The 19,180-nt window shown below is 36.3% G+C and carries 18 protein-coding genes; 2 read left to right on the top strand and 16 right to left on the bottom strand.

Features of this window, described 5'->3' with window-relative positions:
• Window positions 1-22 precede the first annotated feature (22 nt).
• Both IEV85_RS09540 and IEV85_RS09545 read left to right on the top strand, forming a co-directional pair.
• A complete protein-coding gene (locus tag IEV85_RS09540) occupies window positions 23-4,366 on the top strand; it encodes a CusA/CzcA family heavy metal efflux RND transporter (protein ID WP_188462668.1) in 4,344 nt (1,447 codons plus the stop codon).
• Between the two features lie 11 nt (window positions 4,367-4,377).
• The gene (locus tag IEV85_RS09545; protein WP_188462670.1) at window positions 4,378-5,580 is read left to right on the top strand and encodes an efflux RND transporter periplasmic adaptor subunit; all 1,203 of its coding nucleotides are present in this window, start codon (window positions 4,378-4,380) and stop codon (window positions 5,578-5,580) included.
• 9 nt (window positions 5,581-5,589) lie between these two features.
• Here the strand turns inward: IEV85_RS09545 and IEV85_RS09550 are convergent, their stop codons facing one another.
• The 16 genes from IEV85_RS09550 to IEV85_RS09625 form a co-directional block, all read right to left on the bottom strand.
• Window positions 5,590-6,051 (bottom strand): hypothetical protein, encoded by a 462-nt coding sequence (locus IEV85_RS09550; RefSeq protein ID WP_188462672.1) that lies wholly within the window; start codon window positions 6,049-6,051, stop codon window positions 5,590-5,592.
• A gap of 412 nt (window positions 6,052-6,463) precedes the next feature.
• Entirely contained in the window at window positions 6,464-7,126 is a 663-nt protein-coding gene (locus IEV85_RS09555) for a hypothetical protein (protein ID WP_188462674.1), read from the bottom strand.
• 11 nt (window positions 7,127-7,137) lie between these two features.
• Window positions 7,138-7,758 (bottom strand): hypothetical protein, encoded by a 621-nt coding sequence (locus tag IEV85_RS09560; protein ID WP_188462676.1) that lies wholly within the window; start codon window positions 7,756-7,758, stop codon window positions 7,138-7,140.
• A gap of 153 nt (window positions 7,759-7,911) precedes the next feature.
• A complete protein-coding gene (locus tag IEV85_RS09565; protein WP_188462678.1) occupies window positions 7,912-8,295 on the bottom strand; it encodes a hypothetical protein in 384 nt (127 codons plus the stop codon).
• A gap of 307 nt (window positions 8,296-8,602) precedes the next feature.
• The gene (locus tag IEV85_RS09570; protein ID WP_188462679.1) at window positions 8,603-9,190 is read right to left on the bottom strand and encodes a P-loop NTPase family protein; all 588 of its coding nucleotides are present in this window, start codon (window positions 9,188-9,190) and stop codon (window positions 8,603-8,605) included.
• Between the two features lie 92 nt (window positions 9,191-9,282).
• Complete coding sequence (locus IEV85_RS09575; protein WP_188462681.1) at window positions 9,283-10,662, bottom strand: RHS repeat-associated core domain-containing protein; 1,380 nt, start codon at window positions 10,660-10,662, stop codon at window positions 9,283-9,285.
• Window positions 10,663-10,876: 214 nt separating this feature from the next.
• Entirely contained in the window at window positions 10,877-11,398 is a 522-nt protein-coding gene (locus tag IEV85_RS09580) for a hypothetical protein (RefSeq protein ID WP_229712550.1), read from the bottom strand.
• A 195-nt stretch (window positions 11,399-11,593) separates the two neighbouring features.
• A complete protein-coding gene (locus IEV85_RS09585) occupies window positions 11,594-12,109 on the bottom strand; it encodes a hypothetical protein (RefSeq protein ID WP_188462685.1) in 516 nt (171 codons plus the stop codon).
• Window positions 12,110-12,120: 11 nt separating this feature from the next.
• Window positions 12,121-12,633, bottom strand: coding sequence for a hypothetical protein (locus IEV85_RS09590; RefSeq protein ID WP_188462687.1), 513 nt, complete (start codon window positions 12,631-12,633; stop codon window positions 12,121-12,123).
• Between the two features lie 253 nt (window positions 12,634-12,886).
• The gene (locus IEV85_RS09595; protein ID WP_188462689.1) at window positions 12,887-13,213 is read right to left on the bottom strand and encodes a hypothetical protein; all 327 of its coding nucleotides are present in this window, start codon (window positions 13,211-13,213) and stop codon (window positions 12,887-12,889) included.
• 420 nt (window positions 13,214-13,633) lie between these two features.
• On the bottom strand, window positions 13,634-14,101 hold the full coding sequence (locus IEV85_RS09600; RefSeq protein ID WP_188462691.1) for a DMP19 family protein: 468 nt from the start codon (window positions 14,099-14,101) through the stop codon (window positions 13,634-13,636).
• A 29-nt stretch (window positions 14,102-14,130) separates the two neighbouring features.
• Window positions 14,131-15,159 carry a pentapeptide repeat-containing protein gene (locus IEV85_RS09605; protein WP_188462693.1) on the bottom strand — a complete coding sequence of 343 codons (1,029 nt, stop codon included), beginning with the start codon at window positions 15,157-15,159 and terminating at the stop codon, window positions 14,131-14,133.
• Between the two features lie 3 nt (window positions 15,160-15,162).
• A complete protein-coding gene (locus tag IEV85_RS09610; protein ID WP_188462695.1) occupies window positions 15,163-16,185 on the bottom strand; it encodes a pentapeptide repeat-containing protein in 1,023 nt (340 codons plus the stop codon).
• 13 nt (window positions 16,186-16,198) lie between these two features.
• Window positions 16,199-16,429, bottom strand: coding sequence for a hypothetical protein (locus IEV85_RS09615; protein WP_188462697.1), 231 nt, complete (start codon window positions 16,427-16,429; stop codon window positions 16,199-16,201).
• A 569-nt stretch (window positions 16,430-16,998) separates the two neighbouring features.
• Window positions 16,999-18,417, bottom strand: coding sequence for an RHS repeat-associated core domain-containing protein (locus IEV85_RS09620; protein ID WP_188462699.1), 1,419 nt, complete (start codon window positions 18,415-18,417; stop codon window positions 16,999-17,001).
• A 335-nt stretch (window positions 18,418-18,752) separates the two neighbouring features.
• The gene (locus tag IEV85_RS09625; protein WP_188462701.1) at window positions 18,753-19,172 is read right to left on the bottom strand and encodes a hypothetical protein; all 420 of its coding nucleotides are present in this window, start codon (window positions 19,170-19,172) and stop codon (window positions 18,753-18,755) included.
• Window positions 19,173-19,180 lie beyond the last annotated feature (8 nt).

Here is a 19,180-nt window from a genome sequence, read left to right on the forward strand (position 1 = left end):
CAGTTTAATTAAATTTTATTCTATGATCAATCGAATAATAGCTTTTTCTATTAAGAATAAGCTAATCATTTCTCTATTCACAATTTCTTTAATAATAGCAGGAATATGGAGTATTACCCAGGTTCCTATAGATGCAGTTCCTGATATAACCAATAACCAGGTGCAGGTAATGACGCAGGCACCTAATCTGGGAACAGAAGATATTGAACAGTTTATCACCTATCCGGTGGAGCTGGCAATGGCCAATTTGCCCGGGGTGCTAGAAATAAGATCTACCTCGCGTTTTGGGCTTTCCGTAGTAACTATAGTTTTTGAAGAGGATATGGGGACCTACCTGCCAAGACAGTTGGTTTCTGAAAAACTGAATAGTGTCAGAGCTGAAATTCCTGAAGGCTTTGGCAAAATTTTCATGGGACCTATCTCTACAGGCCTCGGGGAAATACTTCAATATACTTTAGCAGTTGATTCCTCTGCAAAAGATAAATATTCATTAACTGACCTGCGAACTATTCAGGACTGGATTATCAGACGACAGATGGCGATGGTACCAGGCGTAGTGGAGGTAAATGCCTTTGGCGGTAATATTAAACAGTACGAAGTAGCTGTCAATCCTGATGAACTTAAGGCAATTGGCCTTTCGCTGAACGATGTATATCAATCATTGCAGTTGAACAATCAGAATACAGGAGGGGCCTATATCGAAAAAAACCATATGGCTAATTTTATCAGGGGAGAAGGTTTGGCCAGAAATGTTGAAGACATAGAAAGCATAGTTGTTAAAACTATCAATAACATACCCGTTCAAATTAAAGATATTGCCGAAGTGAGGTATGGTACGGCCGTTAGGTATGGCGCTTTTAGTAAAGATGGGCAGGGGGAAGCTGTTGGCGGAATTATTTTTATGTTAAAAGGAGCTAATTCAAATGAAGTAATTTCAAATGTAAAGGCCAGGCTGGAACAAATTCAGGAATCTCTACCTGAGGGCATTTCTATAGCTCCTTTTCTGGATAGAAGCGAACTGATTGAACGCACAACAGGAACGATTACTACCAACCTTATAGAAGGTGCATTGATTGTTATTTTTGTGCTTGTATTTCTCCTGGGAAATTTCAGAGGAGGCCTTATAGTAGCATCTACTATACCACTTTCTTTACTCTTTGCCTTCATTTTAATGTATATTTTTGATGTGTGGGCGAATTTAATGAGCTTAGGAGCCATTGATTTTGGAATAATTGTAGATGGTGCTGTTATTATAGTAGAGGGTACGGTATTTTTTCTTTACAGCAGAATGAAAAAGGGAAAAACCATTGATAAGCAAGAGCGGGATGAAAGTACCTATCAGGCTTCTTCAAAAATGATGAACTCAGCCTTTTTCGGTCAGTTAATCATTCTGATAGTCTTTTTACCTATACTTTTTCTGGAAGGAGTAGAAGGGAAAATGTTTCAGCCAATGGCACTTACCTTTATTTTTGCCATGATGGGAGCTATGATTTTATGCCTTACCTATGTTCCTGTAATGTCAGCCTTGTTTTTAAAAGTTTCAGGAAAAGAAAGAATGAGCTGGGGAGATAAAGTAGTAAACTGGGTGGAGGTAAAATATCATCACTCATTAAGCAGCGCATTAAAAAATACCTTCCTGATAATGGGCACTTCCTTAGCTTTACTTATTTTAAGTGTTTTTATATTTATACGCTCAGGAAGTGAGTTTATTCCTCAGTTAGATGAAGGTGATATTGCTTTCCATATAATTTTAAAGCCCGGTAGCTCCTTATCAGAAGGCATAAAAACTTCTACTAAAATAGAACAAATCATTTTAGAGAACTTCCCTGAAGTAGAGCATGCTTTAACCCGTTATGGGGTGTCTGATGTGCCCACCGACCCTATGCCTATGGATATAGCGGACTGTTTTTTGATACTTAAACCCAAAGAAGAGTGGGTGTCTGCCAATTCAAAAGAAGAGTTGATACAGCTCGTTAAGGAGAAAATCAGTATTGTGCCGGGAGTAAATTTTGAGTTTACTCAACCTATAGAAATGAGGTTCAACGAACTGATTTCCGGTGTTCGGGAAGATATTGCTATAAAATTATACGGAGAAGACTTACAGATTTTAGCCGAAAAGGCTGAAGAAATGGGTAAAATAATTGCTGGTGTTGAAGGAGTGGGTGATTTAAAAGTAGAGGCAACAACAGGTCTGCCACAAATGACTATCCATTACGAGCGAGATCAAATGGCGCAATACGGATTAAATATTTCTTCTGTCAACAGAACTATTGAAACCGCTTTTGCAGGTGCTAAAGCCGGAGTTATTTTTGAAGGTGAAAGAAGGTTCGATTTAGTACTAAGATTAGATTCAGTACATAGGACAGAAATTGATCATGTCAAAAATCTATATATTACTACAAAGCATGGTGCTCAGATCCCGTTAAATGAAGTAGCAGAAGTGAGGTATGAGCCTGGTCCCATGCAGATTAGCAGGGACAATACCAACCGGAGAACCTATGTCGGAATTAATGTTAGAGGCAGGGATATTCAATCTGTAGTAGGAGATATACAGCAAAAGCTGAAAGCAGAACTCAGCTTACCTCCCGGCTATTATATTCGGTATGGCGGTGCTTTTGAAAACCTTGAGCGAGCATCCAATAGGCTCCGGATAGTGGTTCCTATAGCTTTAGCTTTAATATTTATATTGATTTTCTTTGCTTTGGGATCCTTCAGGCAAACGCTGGTAATTTATTTAGCTATACCGATGGCAGCGATAGGTGGTGTGTTTTCTCTATGGCTACGCGATATGCCCTTTAGCATTTCTGCAGGAGTAGGTTTTATTGTGCTTTTCGGAGTAGCTGTATTAAATGGTTTGGTTTTAATTAGTGGCTGGAATGAACTGAAGGAGGAAGGAGTAACCCATCTTAATGATAGAATTACTGAAGGAGCCAGGCGGAGAATCAGGCCAATCATGCTTACTGCACTTACCGATATTTTTGGGTTTTTACCTATGGCACTTTCAAGCTCTGCCGGGGCAGAAGTACAACAACCTTTGGCTACCGTTGTAATAGGAGGGATGATTACTTCCACCTTACTTACTCTATTTGTACTCCCTATTCTTTACAGGTGGACGGAGACAAAAACATGGAATGGTTCATATGGGAAAGCAGTGGCAATTATTGCAGTTTGTATAAGCTTCATTGTGTTAAAACCCACAAATGTAAAGGCCCAACAAATACAGAGTTTCCCTGACATAACCCTGCAGGAAGCTGAAAAGCGTGCATTAAACAATTACCCTGCAATAAAAGCTAATCAGTTGAAAATAACTCAGGAGAATGTGCTCAAAAAAAGTGCTTATGATTTAGGTGATACGAAGCTGTTTAATGCGGGAGAAGAAATTGGATCAGGAGGAGCTGGCGTATATACAATAATTGGCATTCAGCAGCAGAATATGAATATTTTCGGTATACACTCAAAGGTGAAACTGCAGCAGGAGAAAATTAAACTTGCTGAGGCAGCCTTGGCCCTTTCAGAACTGGAGCTAAAGCAAAAAGTGAGAACTGCTTATACTGACGCTTTTGTAAGTAAAAGCAAATATGTATTATACCAGGAACTTGATTCAGTATATGCTAACTTTCAAAGTGCGGCCAACATTCAGAAAGAAACTGAAGAAATTTCCCAACTGGAATATTTGGCGGCATCCAATAAAGTGAAACAAGTCACTCAGGATCTGGTGCAAGCTGAGTATGAATATGCTGCAGCCCTTGCCAAACTTAATCTATGGTTGGTGAGTGATACAATTTTTACGGTAACTACAGATGGAAAAGCCTGGATGCAGCCAATAGCTGAAATAGACTCCATCACCCAACACCCTCTTTTAGAAGCAGCCCATCAAAGGGTTGCTATTTCAGCAGCAGAAAAAAAAGTGATCAGATCAAATTTTTTACCGAAGCTTAGTGCACAATATGGTATCCAGGAAATAGGTGGTCAGGCTGATTTTTATCAGTATCAAATAGGTATATCCATTCCATTATTCTTTATGCCGTTGAAGGGCGAAGTGGAATCAGCCATAATTGAGCAGGAGATAGCAACTCAACAACTGCAACAATTAAAGTATGAACTAAAGAGCGATTTTAACGCATTGCTTCAGCAGTATCAAAAGTGGCTTTCTTCCTGGAAATTTTATCAAAATGAAGCAATACCCCTCTCACAGAAACAAAGAGAAGCAGCGATATTGGCTGTTCGGGAAGGAGCAATCAGCTATATGGAATTTATTCAGCATATGAATGAGGCAATTTCGGTTGAGTTAAAAGCTCAAGATGCCCTCAAAGAATATCTGATAGCTAAATTTCAAATGGAATATTACCTCAACTCATCAAATTAAAAGACAACGAAATGAAATTATATATTAATAAAATACTGGGCCTGCTAATTGTAGGTGCTATGTTGCTTTCCTGTAGCAGTGAAAAAGATGGCCAACAGAATGAAGAACATATTCACGAAGTAGGCCATGCAGACGAACATCACGATGAAAATGAGGAAAGTGCTGTTCATTTGTCTTCTGCCCAATTTGATGGCCTGGATATGAGGGTAGATACATTGCGCAAAAGAAATATATTTGATGTGGTGGCAGCTAGCGGTCAGCTGGAGGTGCCTCCCCAAAATGAAGCCGTAGTAACGGCCGTTATGGGAGCGAACATTTCATCTATCTTAGTTATTGAAGGGGAGGAAGTGAAGAAAGGTCAGGTACTGGCTTATTTACAGCACCCTTCCTACACTAATCTGCAGGGTGAATATCTTCAGGCTTATAACGACCTGGGTTTTCTTGAGCAGGATTATGAGAGACAGAAAAAGCTTTATGAGCAAGAGGTAGGCTCGGGCAAAACTTTTCAACAGACGGCATCAGAATATAAAGCTAAAAAAGGACTGGTAAGCAGTATGGAAACGCAGCTGAAACAATTAGGACTTCGAATTGAAAGGATTAAAGAGGGAGACTTTTACACTCAAATACCTGTGATAAGCCCAATAGATGGGGCCATTATAAAAGTAGATGTTAAATTAGGCCAATATGTTAATCCTGAGAAAACGCTCTTTGAAATCATCAATACACACCATATTCATGCTGATTTAATGGTGTTTGAAAAGGACATATCTAAAGTAGAAGTAGGGCAAAAGGTCAGGTTTACAGTTGAGAATGTTCCTGATGAAGAATTGGTAGCAGAAATTTACTCCGTAGGGAAAAAATTTGAGCAGGCTCCTAAAGCTGTTCATGTGCATGCTGAAATAAAAAATGAAACAGGCAAGCTTATTCCCGGTATGTATATTAGAGGGGAAATATTGACAGGAAACAAGGAAACCTATGCCTTTCCCGAAGATGCTTTAGTAAGAGAAGGAGATAGGTATTTTGTTTACGAAGCAATAAAAGAAGGTGATAGTTGGATGTTTATTCCAGTGGAAGTTACTACAGGGGTTTCCCATAAAAATTGGGCCACTGTCAGGTTTTTAGAAGCTATGCCTGAAGAGAAAGTATTTGCTTACAATAATGCTTATTATTTACAAGCGGAGATGAATAAGAGCGAGGCAGGGCACAGTCATTAAGCATTTTTTTTAGATTTTAATTAAAAGCATGCAAAGAAGGTCAGTTAGCTCTTTTTGCATGCTTTTGTATTTTAATTTTACTTTAGTATAATTTTCTAAATTGACAAACTCATTGGTATAAGGATCTACCACATTGAACCTGCCGAAAGTAGCATCATAATGCCTGTAGTGCATTTGGTAATGCCCGGTGCTGTCGTTGTACCGGCTTCCGGCATTGTACCAATAGCGGTTCTGGCTGCGGGTATCGTTTTTATAGCTGTGCGCCATCGGCAACCCGAAAGGGTAGTAGTCCATTCGCTGCAATACTTCAAAGCCGTCCTGCAATTGGTTAAAGCTAAAATCGTCAAAATAGATCTCTACATCTTCATCTGTCTGGTGGGTCAACTCTGCTACCAGCATGCCGTCCTCAGGAATTTCTATGCTGAGCTCCAGCCGTTGGTGCGGGCCGTAATAGCTCCGTTCATCATGCACACGAACAGCTTCTGTTACTTTTACAAATCCTGCATCAATTCTTTAGCCATTTGTATGGCTCCTATTAATTTATTAATAAGAGCCAGGTGTGAAACACTTTCTATGGCATTTGTCATCGCAGAATTCAATGTCAATTACAATTTTAGTTACGGTTTGTTTCATCAGAGTATTTCTGGTGTTTTAAGCTAATATCGTTATCAAACACATATTTGGTATCCTTAAATAGCAATAATGCAAGAAAGTGACGCTTTGGTGTATCACCTCCTTATCTGATATTAGAAAGTGTATTCCATAATTCATCTCCAGGGCCAATACCAGCTTGCAGAATACTCTTCTATGTTGATTAACTTCTACTTTTCTATTACTAAAACTTACTTAAGTAACTGGGAAGTATTGTAATTGTTTTAATCTATCACTTTTTACTCCTACGATACTGATAAACCATATAAATAAAGAAACCAGCACCAGAATAAAATATTAATGCCAGACCTATTTGAAAATCCTTACTATTCCACCATGCAGCAATAGGCCACCCAATCATCAGCAACACAAGTAGTGCGGCTAAGATTAGACCTGTTTTGGTTTCATAAATTGATGGGCTCATGTATATGACAGAATCCCTGTTTTTATTAATCGCTAAAACTTTATCATGAAAGTCTTTTTCAAAACGTGAAAAATCTTGGCTATTATGATCAAATGTTAGTGTGATTTTTTTGCCTTCTGCAATATAAAGTCTCAAAATATGGTAATACTGCGTTGTCTCGAAAACATAAGAATTAAGATTAGTCCAGTTAAATTCCCATTTTCTATTCTTTTTTGTTATCGATGAAGTTTCAATAATAGTAAGTGAATCTCTGTTTATCACTGCATATAAATCATTTCTAACAAGTCTCGCTGAAAGCTTAAATAAGAGAAATGCTATCAAAAAACAGATAGAAATAATCAAAACGAAATTTAGGTGTACTTCAATGATCATTAGAGCTAAAAATGGTAACGCAAGAGCAACAACTAGAATAAGCAATAGTCGTAGAGTATAAAGACCTCTTGGAATATGAATTAATTGATATTGATGCATTTTCATTTTATTTAATCAGGTCTGTAACCTTCTAATGCCACAGTGTCCCCACCTAAATATGACTTAATTCCATCAAAAGCCCCGAAGGAGTCTAATATTCCATAGGTTCCAACCGCAATTAATGCAACAGGAGCAGACATTATAGCAAGACCACCAGCAGCAATAAGACCATTACTGATCGCTAAATCAGCTACTTGACTAGCAGTTACATCTTGCCCATTATACCAATTGACTCCAGTAATTGTTCCATTGAGTAATACACCTGCTACTCCTAAACCCTTTGCAGTTCTTGCAACTTTTGTAATACTTGGATTCATCACATTCTTTATGACCTTTTGTGCTGTTTTGGTTCCTTTCACTGCATAACCTGCCTTTACATTTCTAAGATATGCTTCTGCACCCCCTAGAACAAGTCCAGTACCTGCCATACCATAATTAACAACATCCCTTAAAGTATAATCACCGTTAAATATACCCGCATATTGAACACTCCCCCCACTTTGACTACCCGCAAAGAAAAGTTGGTTTCCGCCTCCTTCACTAATAGAGTATAAATTTCTACCGTTTCCTACGCTGCCGCTCAGTCCTAACCCTGCTAAGTTCTGGTAATGTTCAGCCTGAGTAGCAGTCATTAAGGATGTATTTAAATTTGGTCCCCAACCATACTTGCTTAGACTAGTCAGCCTGTTTTTGAAACCAAAATGATGAATACCGTCTGATAAATCTCCGAAATTTACTAAACTTCAATAAGATTTAAGAATCGAAAAAAAACGGAATCGCAATGTTTAGCCTTTCAAAGAAAGTATCCCAACGAGAAGCATCAACCCAAAGCTCACAAAAAGAGATAGCAGTCCAATTAATCTATGCAAGACTTTGTTTCTTCTAGGTAGATTCTTATAATACAAATGAAAATGTTTTCTTTCAATGTATCGCTCCATGGGTTTCTGCAGACCATACATAATCATAAATGCTCCAAGAACCGCAATACCTACAAATAAAGTTATATTATTATTTAAACCAACAGGAGTAGATAAAATAAATAAAATCATTCCCCAAACAAACGATACTTTATTTAAAAACAAAAATGCAGTACCTGGTACAATTTTATCATTGGTTTTAGAAAACCATCGAGAAAGTGTATAATCTATCTTAAGTATATTGTAAATCATTATTAGATTTTTTAAGGTTACCAAATACCAGAATCCCTACCGACAGTAGCATCTATACTTCCACTAAAGTCAAAGAAGTAATCACCAATTCCATACGCTGCAATACCAGTCAAAACCACAGGTGCGGCAAAGAATGTAGCAACTCCAGCACCAATTAATAAAGTCCCATTTACAATAGTATGCGCATCCCAAGTGTCTGTACCTACTTCATAAGTTATTACACCAATTGTAAGGGCAGTGCAATTTGGCTGCGCTTCTTACATTTTTCTATATAGACACCAGCCAAAAGCTATGAAGAGAAGGAGTTTTATAATAAAGTCACCTTTACACTCTTACGTACTAAGGTAGGATCATTTAATAAGTAATCTCTACCTTTTGAATTCAAGTAATTAATTTCAACTAAACAACCCTCTTTTAATTCTTTTGTGATTCTTTCTTTAATTCTCTCGATTCCGCTGTAATCTAAGCCTGAGGTAGATATAACAATATTTTTTGATTGATTATATGCAACTTCTAATGATAAGAGTTTTCGTTGACTCCCTCCTAAACTATAAATATTTGTAGCAGGATCAATTTTAAGATCTTCAAGAATAGCCTTAATTCTTTCAGTTGAATATTCCGTATTGTTCTTCAAGTAATTAAAAGCTTTTTTTCCTGAGAAAAAGCTGATTTTGAATTTAAGAACAGGTTCAATTACAGGAGTAATTTTCTCGAAGATCTTCACTTGATTATTGTGTATCAACCCGGACAGAACTTTATAAAGTTTCTTTTCTACTATAAAGTCTATAGGGTCTGAAAAAAGTAGAGAAAGATATTCACCTTTCTCTACTGTAAATGGTGGAAAATTGTAATTATCAATAGTAAATCCTTCTGACTGTAAAACCATATTTTTCATATTACTCAATATCCTAACCAATTTCTAAATGCCCCCCACATACTTGTGGATGGTAGCGGCCGGGCACCTACGGGAGCTGTAGCAACCGAACTCTATCTACCATTTTGGATTAATAAGTTTAATGGACCAGAATTACCTGTAGTCCGTAAAATTTCTTGAGCTGCAGCAATTCGATGATGACCTTCACTTATATAATAAACACCTTTAGCGTCTTTATACCCTGCAATTATTCCACATACAGCATTATATTCATACGTACCATTTCTCATCGCTTCAATGAGTTTTGGTATATTCTTAACATTTCTTAACCCGATCTGTAAACCTTTTATTGTCAATTTCTTACCAAAAGGAAGTGAAGGAAATTCGCCAATTATCTTACCATCATCAGGATTACCAAACAAGAAATCACTACCTACCTTTAGCCATAAATCTCCATTTGTTATCCGTTCACTAAAGGTATCTCCATAACCATCACTCCCCCCATTTGTATTACTCACCGAATTACACCTAAAACACTTTCTACCATAAGTATTTACTTGTCTTTCAGGTATAAATATTGTAGCTCCGGCACCTTCATTGTAGCTGCCAGCAAAAGTATTGTAATCACCAAATATAGTTTCTCCCCAAGAGCCGTGCAAGCTATTGTAAGAGGCAAAAGCAATACCAGCTTCTCTTGAGCTTCTAAAATCAGAGTATCCTCCATCTGCATTCCATTGTCCACCAAATCTGCCAATGTTATTGAAATCAATAGTAAGGTTGCCTCCACTGTAGCCACCTCCACCGCCTCCGCCAGAGCCATAGAATCCACCACCATAGCCGTAGGATCTGCCACCAAAGTTATCACTCCAATGGTAACCACTACCAGGACCAATAGAATGGGTAGGTCCGGGTCTAAAACCGCCACCTCCGCCACCACTTGCTAGCTCTCTCCATGATCTTAGGTTATCCGGATCAGGATACATCCTTCCACCACTCGGGTCATTGTACATAATCGGGTTATTGCCGCCATAGTTGTAAGGGCTTAAGGTGGCAAACTCATTGGCATACGGATCTACCACATTGAACCTGCCCAAAGTAGCATCATAATGCCTGTAGTGCATTTGGTAATGCCCGGTACTGTCATTGTAATAGCTGCCGGCATTGTACCAGTAACGGTTTTGGCTTCGGGTATCGTTTTTATAGCTGTGAGATATTGGCATCCCAAAAGGGTAGTAGTCTATGCGCTGTAATACTTCAAAGCCTTCCTGCAATTGGTTAAAGCTGAAATCGTCAAAATAGATCTCCACATCTTCATCTGCCTGGTGGGTCAGCTCTGCTACCAGCATACCATCCTCAGGAATTTCTATGCTGAGCTCTAGCCTCTGGTGCGAGTCGTAATAGCTCCGTTCATCATACAAACGGGCGGCTTCTGTTACCTTTACAAACCCGGCATCAATTCTTTCTCCGTTGGCATTAGGAAGTGAATATATCAACTAAGAACCATGTTGAAGGTTTTGTAATTCATAGTTGCTTTAAGCTAACCACTTTTTAAACAGATACTTAATATTGTTAGAATAAACATTCATTAATGTCTAAAAATAATAGTAGAGCAAGAAAGTTACGTTTTGAAGCATTACCCTAAAGCCAAGCAGGCTTATTCATGAGAAAGCTTCGTGAGACCGAGGCTTTCTATTCCATTACTATTTTTTACAGCTTTGGTAAAAATCGAAAACTGTAAATAAACAAGGCTATCACAGCTATTATAATAGCTAAGGATAATAGGCTGTATTTCCACTTTTCTTTCCTTGTCCATTTATCGAACTTCTTAAAGTACTTGATATATTTATCCCCTATAAACACCAGATAGTGGCATATTAAATAAGCTAATAATATGCAGATTACAAATGGTTGCCATGAAAAATTAATTGGATGTTTAAGAATACCATTTGATATATCAAATATTGACAATATGATTAGAAAAAGAAATATTACAAGACCCGCTCCAGATATCATTATACCAAAACCAAATCGCTTATCCGTCCAAATTTTATTTGTCGTATCTAAAAGAGTTGTTCCTTGCTCTTCAAATTTCCGCTTTACCACTGGAAGCCTACCTAAGAGAACAAATGGATTCAACTTATTTGTGAACATATGACGTTTGTATTCAGCTTTATATAAGCAATAATGGAAAATATTTAACCACAATTCAATCTTTTTTATCATCTTCATCTATTCAATTTAACGTCCGTGATAATTATCAATAGCACTTTCACCCAGATAACTACCTAAATAGCTTCCACCTACACCCAGACCAAAACCTCCGATTACTCCACCAATGACTGTGCCTGGAATAGCTCCAATTCCACCAAACCAAGCACCTATAAATGCACCTGCTGCTTGAGCTTGATTGATGCTTTTTTATATCTATCGGTTAGGCAAGAATTGAAAACTAAATAACCACAGAGCTACGCACCCTATTACAAATAAAATAGAGAATATAGCATACTTCCATTTTTTTTCTTTAGGTCGCTTATCCAGTTTTTTGAAGTATTTTATATATTTATTATTCTTAAACACTAACAAGTGACATATTAAATAAGCAATAGCACCATAGGCTACCACATGAAATAACTGGATATAAAAATAAATATTAAAAAAACTTGCAGATACAGTTACCAAGCCCCATAACAAAAAGGCTAAACTAATTACTAACCCACTACCAGATATCATTATACCAAAACCAAATCTTTTATCGGCCCAAATTTTATTTGTTGTATCTAACAAAGTCGTTCCTTGCTCTTCAAATTTCCGCTTTACTGCTGGAATCTTACCTAGAAGAACTAAGGGATTTACTTTATTAGAAAACATGTGAAGCTTACAATCCACTTTATATAAGCAGAAATGTATAATATTTAGCCAGAGTTCAAATTTTCTGATCATTTTCAAGTAAATTAACGTTTATGATAATAATCTACTACACTTTCTCCTAAATAACTACCTAAATAGCTTCCACCTACACCCAGTCCAAAACCTCCAATTACGCCACCAATAACTACACTGGGAACTGCACCAAAACCTCCAAATGCGGTTCCAAATGAAGCACCTATTAAAGCTCCAGCTTTAGCACCTGCTATGCCAAAGCCTATGCCTGCTACATTACTCGCTGCTGCCCTTTGTGCATTGTAACCAAACTTACCTCCATCTGCTACATAACCCTCATAAGTTATATATCCTCCTAGAAGAACGGAACCAACTATAGTAGCTTTTCCTGCGATTTTATAATTATTAGCAGCCTTTAACGCGCCTGCTCTACTTCCAGTATATTGATTACCACCCCAACTAGTTTTGTAGTACTTCCTATTCTCTCCCCACCAATAACCCTGACTGGAACTAAGGCCTTCTAAAGCTCCATAAAGGCCTGCAGCAATATTTAATGCATGATTGGTATTCGTAAAATTGGTCATACCTTCTTTACATTCCAAAGAATAAGTTCCTCTTCCATAAGTAGAACCATCTGAATAAAAAGATGACTTGCATAATCTAGGTTATAATCTACAAATTAAAAGATTCATATATAAGATCTAGGCCTCACAAAAGTATACACAACACACATATTAAAACTTGATTCTTTACTTAGGAAGTTCAGCTATCTATTTAAATGGATTGAAAGTATGAACTTTTTCTTTTAATTCTGCTACATACCAAGTTGCCATTTTATTAAGCATCTTTTTTTCTGTACTCTAAAAGTCTTTGTGCTACTTTTAAATCAGAATATCCCTTGTTTTTCATATCTAAGTCGGATTCTATAAGTTCAATAGCATAATCCAACGGAAACAATTGAATATATTTGACGCCACCTTTAACAAAAACAATGTCGTCTTCTGTTTCTTCTATGGTAAAAATAGAGATTTCGGATTCTAAGTCTAAGGTATCTTTTAAATGTATTAATAATGCTTCAGATTGATTATTTAAATCCAAGTCTTGATAGAGCTTGTGTAACTTTTCAGTTTCGTTGAGATATCTTACTAATTCGACTAATTTCATTTAACCTCTTTTCTTACGCATCATTTATTGCATATTCATACAACCGTTTTGCTTTTTCAAAATCTATTGGTTCATAAGCTAGATTTGTAGTCCAATCTGTTATAAATTCTTTAGCTAAAAAAACTTCGATTAGGTAGCCCCCCCTTCTTCTTTCATTCCTCCATCACCTTAACTTGCTGTTTATAGTAGAATATCAGAATTAAAATTCTCCAAATCCTTTTGAAAGATTATTAGTTCTTCATTTATGGTATAAATATTGTTTATTAAGTCGATTAATTTCATTTTTACTAGGCAGCAGCATAAAATATGATACAGATTACTCTTTGAACTACAAAGTCTTTCAACTCTTCGCCTCTATTCTTTTTAGTGTTTGCATAAAATAAATATAAAATTTGATGGATCAGTTACCTCACCAATCCGTCATGGATTATTCATTAGATATAGCCCCAATAAATTTAATAGACTTTGTTCTGTTTCATAAAACTTGTCATCGCACATCTCTAAAAAATCACATAAGCCTTCATCAAAGTTTGTAATCTTGTCAATTTCCTTTTTAAATACTTTTTTTCTAAATGTTTCGACATCTAAACCTTCACTATTTACTTTTTCTAAAGCTTCTTTTAGCTGGTTTCTTGTGAAGTCTGCATTGATAGTTGCTAAAGCGTCTAAAGTCAAATATCCAAATAGGCCGTAGCCATTTAAAAAATATTGATGAAATCCTCCATTTAATACTTGTTGATGAAGAATAAATATTGTGTAAACTATCCTTAAATGTATGGGAAGGTTAATAACATATTTATACCAGAACTCCTCTTTTGAAAGTGTCGATTCGTCAATTCCTTGAACCGATTCCTTAAATTTATTATTGATCAATTCTTCGTTATTCATTAAAATAAGATGATTGAGTCAATTATCTTCTAACTATTAACTTTCTTATTCGTTTCCTTGATTAAGGAGAAAAATTTTTCACCAAAATCACTTTTCTCATCACTGAATACCATTATCTTCTTATCTATAAAATCTATATTTTGATTCTGACGGTCTTTTGTGAAATATAGATTATTTAGCAATGAAACACCTTTTCTCAGTTCATTCGTGTCCCATTTTTCTCTCATAAGTCTTTCTACTGTGTGATATACTTTTTTTAAATTTCTTACTACAATATATTTTTCATCATCTTTCGGAAAAACACATTGGCTTAAGTCGATCTCATTAATAAAACTCACTCCAATTAAATCCGCTTCTGAAAAATCTACATTTTGCATAAGGTTTGGATAATCTTTAGGATTCACGCGATTAAAAATCCAAAATATTGACTTTTGAGCCGTTGTAGAATAACCACTAAACCAGGGAGAGTCTACTTTCCCTATAAACTTGCAATGTTTAAAACGACTCCCATCAAAGTTTGTAGCCATCAGGTTACAATTCTCAAATATACAGTTCTCAATTTCCGGAAAACTAAATATACATTCCTTTAAATCACATTCTATGAAATTTACCCTTTTATATGACCCTGAATTTTTACCTAGATTGTTATTAAGAAATGAGTAATTAAAGCTAGTGTTTCTAAAAGTACAATTGAAAAAATCAGACGCATAGATTTGAAGTTCTTTTGCTTTGGTCCCTTCAAATATACAATTGTTTACCCTACATTGTTGCCACCATGAGTAACTTATATCTGCATATGAAAAATCAATAGATTCAACATGAATGTTCTTAAGCTTTAGACTTCCATATTTTTGAGTAAAGCTAGTACCTTCTCCTTCTATTTTTCTTTCACTTTTGAGAGTTGATAAGGGTGCCCCTCTTAAATCCCAGCGCCCAGCATATTTTTCCAATCCTTTAATAGTATCAAGGGATTTATTACAAGATAGTTTTGACAATACCTCTGATAGGAGATACTTTCCTTCTTGGCTTTTCCAGCGGTTGATCAATCTTTGCTGCATTGTCTACTGATTCAGTAACTCTGAATCTATTGATTCGATCAGATCAAAAAAAATCTTTTGAAAATCTCTGCCTAGATGCTTGTTATAACTTGTGTCAATATAATCCATTGGCATCCCGTTTTTCATCTCACTGTTATAGAAGTTATCTATCAAAAAAAGACCCTGACGTTTATCTTCTCGTGACCAATCTTTTTCAATTATTTCTCTTGCCTTTATATACGTTGTTGGTAAATTTTTCACAATAATAAAATCCCCTCTTTCCTGAAACTTACAATCCCTTAAATCTACTTTATAGTTAAATAAAACATCTTCGAGTTCGGCCTCTAAAAAATCAACATTCTTCATTAGGTTTGGATAATCATAAGGATTTACCCTATTAAAAATACCAAAGAGAGATTTAGAAGCATACCTAGAATATCCATTTATCCAACCAGATTCAAATTTTCCTATAAACTTACTATTACTGAATCTACTCCCATCAAAATTAACTTCGTAAAGTTTACAATTAATAAATTTACAATTGTCAATAACAGGAAACCTGAAACTTACCTTAGACAAATTTGATTCTATGAATTCAATATTTTTAAAGGAACCAGAATCCACACCTCGATTAAGAGCAAGAGATGAATTTGATAAATTAGTTTTTATAAAACTACCATTGGAAAAATTACATGCAACACACTCAATATTTTTTAAGATAGATGATTCAAAAATGCAATTTTCTATTGTACATTTTACAAAAACACATTCACTTATATCCGCATATGAAAAATCAATACTATGTAAGCTCACATTTGCAAGATTGTAAGTTCTCTTTTTAAGATCCAAATCACCGCCATTTACTTTTAATTTTTCCTTCTTTTTAGGTTTTGGAAATCTTATTCCTCGCAGGTCCCATCGCCCTGCAATTTTACCTAAACCTAGTCCATCAAAGGGCTTATTTGATCTAATGTATTTAAGCACCTTACTTCGTAAAATCTTCATTTCATCAGAATCCCATCTCTTGATAAGGTCTTTTCCTGCCATTCTTGTAATACTTTTAATAAAATAAACCTATTCCACCTGAGCCATATTTTTTTACATGCATCTGCCAGGCTCCATGAGTTGTAACATCCCACCATGTACCATTGAGTAACCCTTTACCCACCATATCGGCTCCCCGGTTGGTAGGATTAATCTTTATCAGCCCCACACGTTGTGTAGGATTTAAAATCCAATTGTTTCTTGCCCCTTCTCTGAATGCTCTATCTATTCCTTTTCCTCTTATCATGGCACTCACCCTCGGATTTGCCAGAGCCTCAAATTCTTTACCCTTACTATATTGGATTTTTAACTGCTTGTCTAGTCACATATTTTCCATCAACTTCTCAAATAAAACTTTCGACTTACTTGTTGGAAAAAAAAATAACGTGAGAGCAGAGGCTTTTAATTTATTTCTGTTTCTAAAAGTGCCCATCATGCCGATAGTCTGCTATTGCTAGAACTACTAAAAAGGCCACTATTGATCCAATTATATAAATTAGAACTGATTTATTCCAACCATTATAGTTGTCAGAAGTTTTATTGAAATCTGAAAAAACATCTTCGTAAATCTTTTTTCTATAAAGTATAAGATAATTAAAAATGGAACATAGCCCCATCAACGTAAGTGCATGAGTCTTATTGATATTTTTAAAAATGGGATATGTAAAACTAAGAATAGCCACCAATGTTAAAATGTTGATCGATATTAATGTGGTTGTTGCTAAAAAAGAGAAGAATACAGGCATGCTATCTTTCTTCCTTTCATAAAATAAATATATTCTGTAATTTAAATAATAATACCACATCATTGCCACCTTATTTTTTGTTCCAAAAATCATTACCTGTATATTCTAACAGTGCTTTTCCACCAAAATATGCACCAGATACGATCCATCCACCACCTGGAATAAAAGCAACTCCTCCCATAATCAAGTCTAAGCCGCCTTCACCAACTAAACTTTTTTGTCCGGAAATAATTTCGGCTCCAGTCATTACTACTCCAACCCCTCCTAAAACAGCTCCCCCGACTCTTAAAGTATTTGCTGCACCATTAAGTAATGAACGATTAACAGCAGCACCTTTTATGAGAAGTGTTTTTATACTCGTTCCCGTGGTTTTATTCCATCCAACCAAATTGGAGGGATTAGCCCTACCATGAAGATATTTCCCAAGACTTTCAGAAGCTCCACCAACTACAAAACCTACACCATTATTAGTATTAGAAATGGTGTTCCATAGTTCATCTCCCGGACCAAAGCCAGCTTGTAGAGTAGTCCCCCCATTTTGGTTAATCATCGAATTACAACTAAAACACTTCCTTCCGTACGTATTTACCTGTCGTTCAGGCATGAATACCGTAGCACCGGCACCTTCATTATAGCTGTCAGCAAAAGTATTGTAATCACCAAATATAGTGGCTCCCCAAGAGCCATGCAAGCTATTGTAAGAGGCAAAGGCAATACCAGCTTCTATTGAGCTTCTAAAATCAGAATAGCCTCCATCAGCACTCCATTGTCCGCCAAATCTGCCAATGTTATTGAAATCAATAGTAAGGTTGCCTCCACTGTAGCCAGCTCCTCCGCCTCCGGAGGAACCATAGGATCCACCACCATAGCTTCCTCCAAAGCCATCACTCCAATGGAATCCACTACCAGGACCTATGGAATGCATAGGACCTCCGCCTAAGCCTCCGCCACCGCTTGCTAACTCTCTCCACGATCTGAGATGGTCAGGGTTTGGATACATCCTCCCACCACTCGGGTCATTATACATAATCGGGTTATTGCCTCCATAGTTGTAAGGGCTTAAGTTGGCAAACTCATTGGCATACGGATCTACCACATTGAACCTGCCCAAAGTAGCATCATAATGCCTGTAGTGCATCTGGTAATGCCCGGTGCTGTCGTTATACCGGCTACCGGCATTGTACCAGTAGCGGTTTTGGCTGCGGGTGTCATTTTTATAGCTGTGCGCCATCGGCATCCCGAAAGGGTAGTAGTCCATGCGCTGTAACACTTCAAAGCCTTCCTGCAATTGGTTAAAACTAAAATCATCAAAATAAATCTCCACATCTTCGTCTGCCTGGTGGGTCAGCTCCGCTACCAGCATGCCATCCTCAGGAATTTCTATGCTAAGCTCCAACCTTTGGTGCGGGCCGTAATAGCTCCGTTCATCATACACACGGGCGGCTTCTGTCACTTTTACAAACCCTCCCTGCATCAATTCTTTTTCCATTTATATGGCTCCTATTAATTTAATTAATAAGAGCCATGTCTGATACCATTTTTATGGCATTTGCCATCGCAGTATTTACAGTCAATCGCTATTTAAGTTACGGTTTGCTGCATTAAGGTAATTTTGGTTGATTTATAGTAGCTTTAAGCTAACCACTTTTTAAACAGATACTTAATATTGCTAGAATAAACATAAGTTAATGTCTAAAAATAATTATAATGCGAGAAAGTTACGTTTTGAAGCATTACCTACATTAAGACCATTACAAAATTTTCAAATAGAAATTATACGATATCAATTTTAAGAAGAATCGCGTCAGTTATTCGATTGCTTTACTACTTAACAAGCTCTGCTATCTCTTTGAATGAATTAGCATTTTTAATCCTTTCTTTTAATTCGTCTGTGTTCCATCCTGCTCTCCATATGGACGATGTCTTATTAATTCGATTTACTAAATCTGTTTTGAAATGTTCTAAGGAAACATTTCTAACTTCAGATGAATAATCAAATTCAATTAGAATTTGTCTGCCCTTCAAAAGAGGGTTAAACCCCCACAATCCTAAATATTTAACTTTAAACGCCCCTATTATTTCATATTGATTCCCTAAAGAATCAATATGTATTATTTCATTGTATTTCATTTCATGAAAAATTTGTTCATTTGTAGCTTTTAAATCTCGATCATTAAAAAATACATAGATCATATTATCATCTTTTCTAAAGGCAAATACTGGATAATTCAATTTAATTCGCATATTCTAAT

Origin of the sequence: Marivirga lumbricoides, from assembly GCF_014636295.1 — a bacterium.
In the GTDB taxonomy this organism is placed as follows: domain Bacteria; phylum Bacteroidota; class Bacteroidia; order Cytophagales; family Cyclobacteriaceae; genus Marivirga; species Marivirga lumbricoides.

What these genes read in the sequence shown, in the direction of transcription:
- IEV85_RS09620 (WP_188462699.1), bottom strand. Translation starts at nt 18,417, where the DNA reads ATGGAAAAAGAATTGATGCAGGGAGGGTTTGTAAAAGTGACAGAAGCC.
- IEV85_RS09545 (WP_188462670.1), top strand. Translation starts at nt 4,378, where the DNA reads ATGAAATTATATATTAATAAAATACTGGGCCTGCTAATTGTAGGTGCT.
- IEV85_RS09585 (WP_188462685.1), bottom strand. Translation starts at nt 12,109, where the DNA reads ATGATCAGAAAATTTGAACTCTGGCTAAATATTATACATTTCTGCTTA.
- IEV85_RS09605 (WP_188462693.1), bottom strand. Translation starts at nt 15,159, where the DNA reads ATGCAGCAAAGATTGATCAACCGCTGGAAAAGCCAAGAAGGAAAGTAT.
- IEV85_RS09610 (WP_188462695.1), bottom strand. Translation starts at nt 16,185, where the DNA reads ATGGCAGGAAAAGACCTTATCAAGAGATGGGATTCTGATGAAATGAAG.
- IEV85_RS09555 (WP_188462674.1), bottom strand. Translation starts at nt 7,126, where the DNA reads ATGCATCAATATCAATTAATTCATATTCCAAGAGGTCTTTATACTCTA.
- IEV85_RS09600 (WP_188462691.1), bottom strand. Translation starts at nt 14,101, where the DNA reads ATGAATAACGAAGAATTGATCAATAATAAATTTAAGGAATCGGTTCAA.
- IEV85_RS09580 (WP_229712550.1), bottom strand. Translation starts at nt 11,398, where the DNA reads ATGAAGATGATAAAAAAGATTGAATTGTGGTTAAATATTTTCCATTAT.
- IEV85_RS09615 (WP_188462697.1), bottom strand. Translation starts at nt 16,429, where the DNA reads ATGATAAGAGGAAAAGGAATAGATAGAGCATTCAGAGAAGGGGCAAGA.
- IEV85_RS09595 (WP_188462689.1), bottom strand. Translation starts at nt 13,213, where the DNA reads ATGAAATTAGTCGAATTAGTAAGATATCTCAACGAAACTGAAAAGTTA.
- IEV85_RS09625 (WP_188462701.1), bottom strand. Translation starts at nt 19,172, where the DNA reads ATGCGAATTAAATTGAATTATCCAGTATTTGCCTTTAGAAAAGATGAT.
- IEV85_RS09540 (WP_188462668.1), top strand. Translation starts at nt 23, where the DNA reads ATGATCAATCGAATAATAGCTTTTTCTATTAAGAATAAGCTAATCATT.
- IEV85_RS09590 (WP_188462687.1), bottom strand. Translation starts at nt 12,633, where the DNA reads ATGACCAATTTTACGAATACCAATCATGCATTAAATATTGCTGCAGGC.
- IEV85_RS09565 (WP_188462678.1), bottom strand. Translation starts at nt 8,295, where the DNA reads ATGATTTACAATATACTTAAGATAGATTATACACTTTCTCGATGGTTT.
- IEV85_RS09570 (WP_188462679.1), bottom strand. Translation starts at nt 9,190, where the DNA reads ATGAAAAATATGGTTTTACAGTCAGAAGGATTTACTATTGATAATTAC.
- IEV85_RS09560 (WP_188462676.1), bottom strand. Translation starts at nt 7,758, where the DNA reads ATGACTGCTACTCAGGCTGAACATTACCAGAACTTAGCAGGGTTAGGA.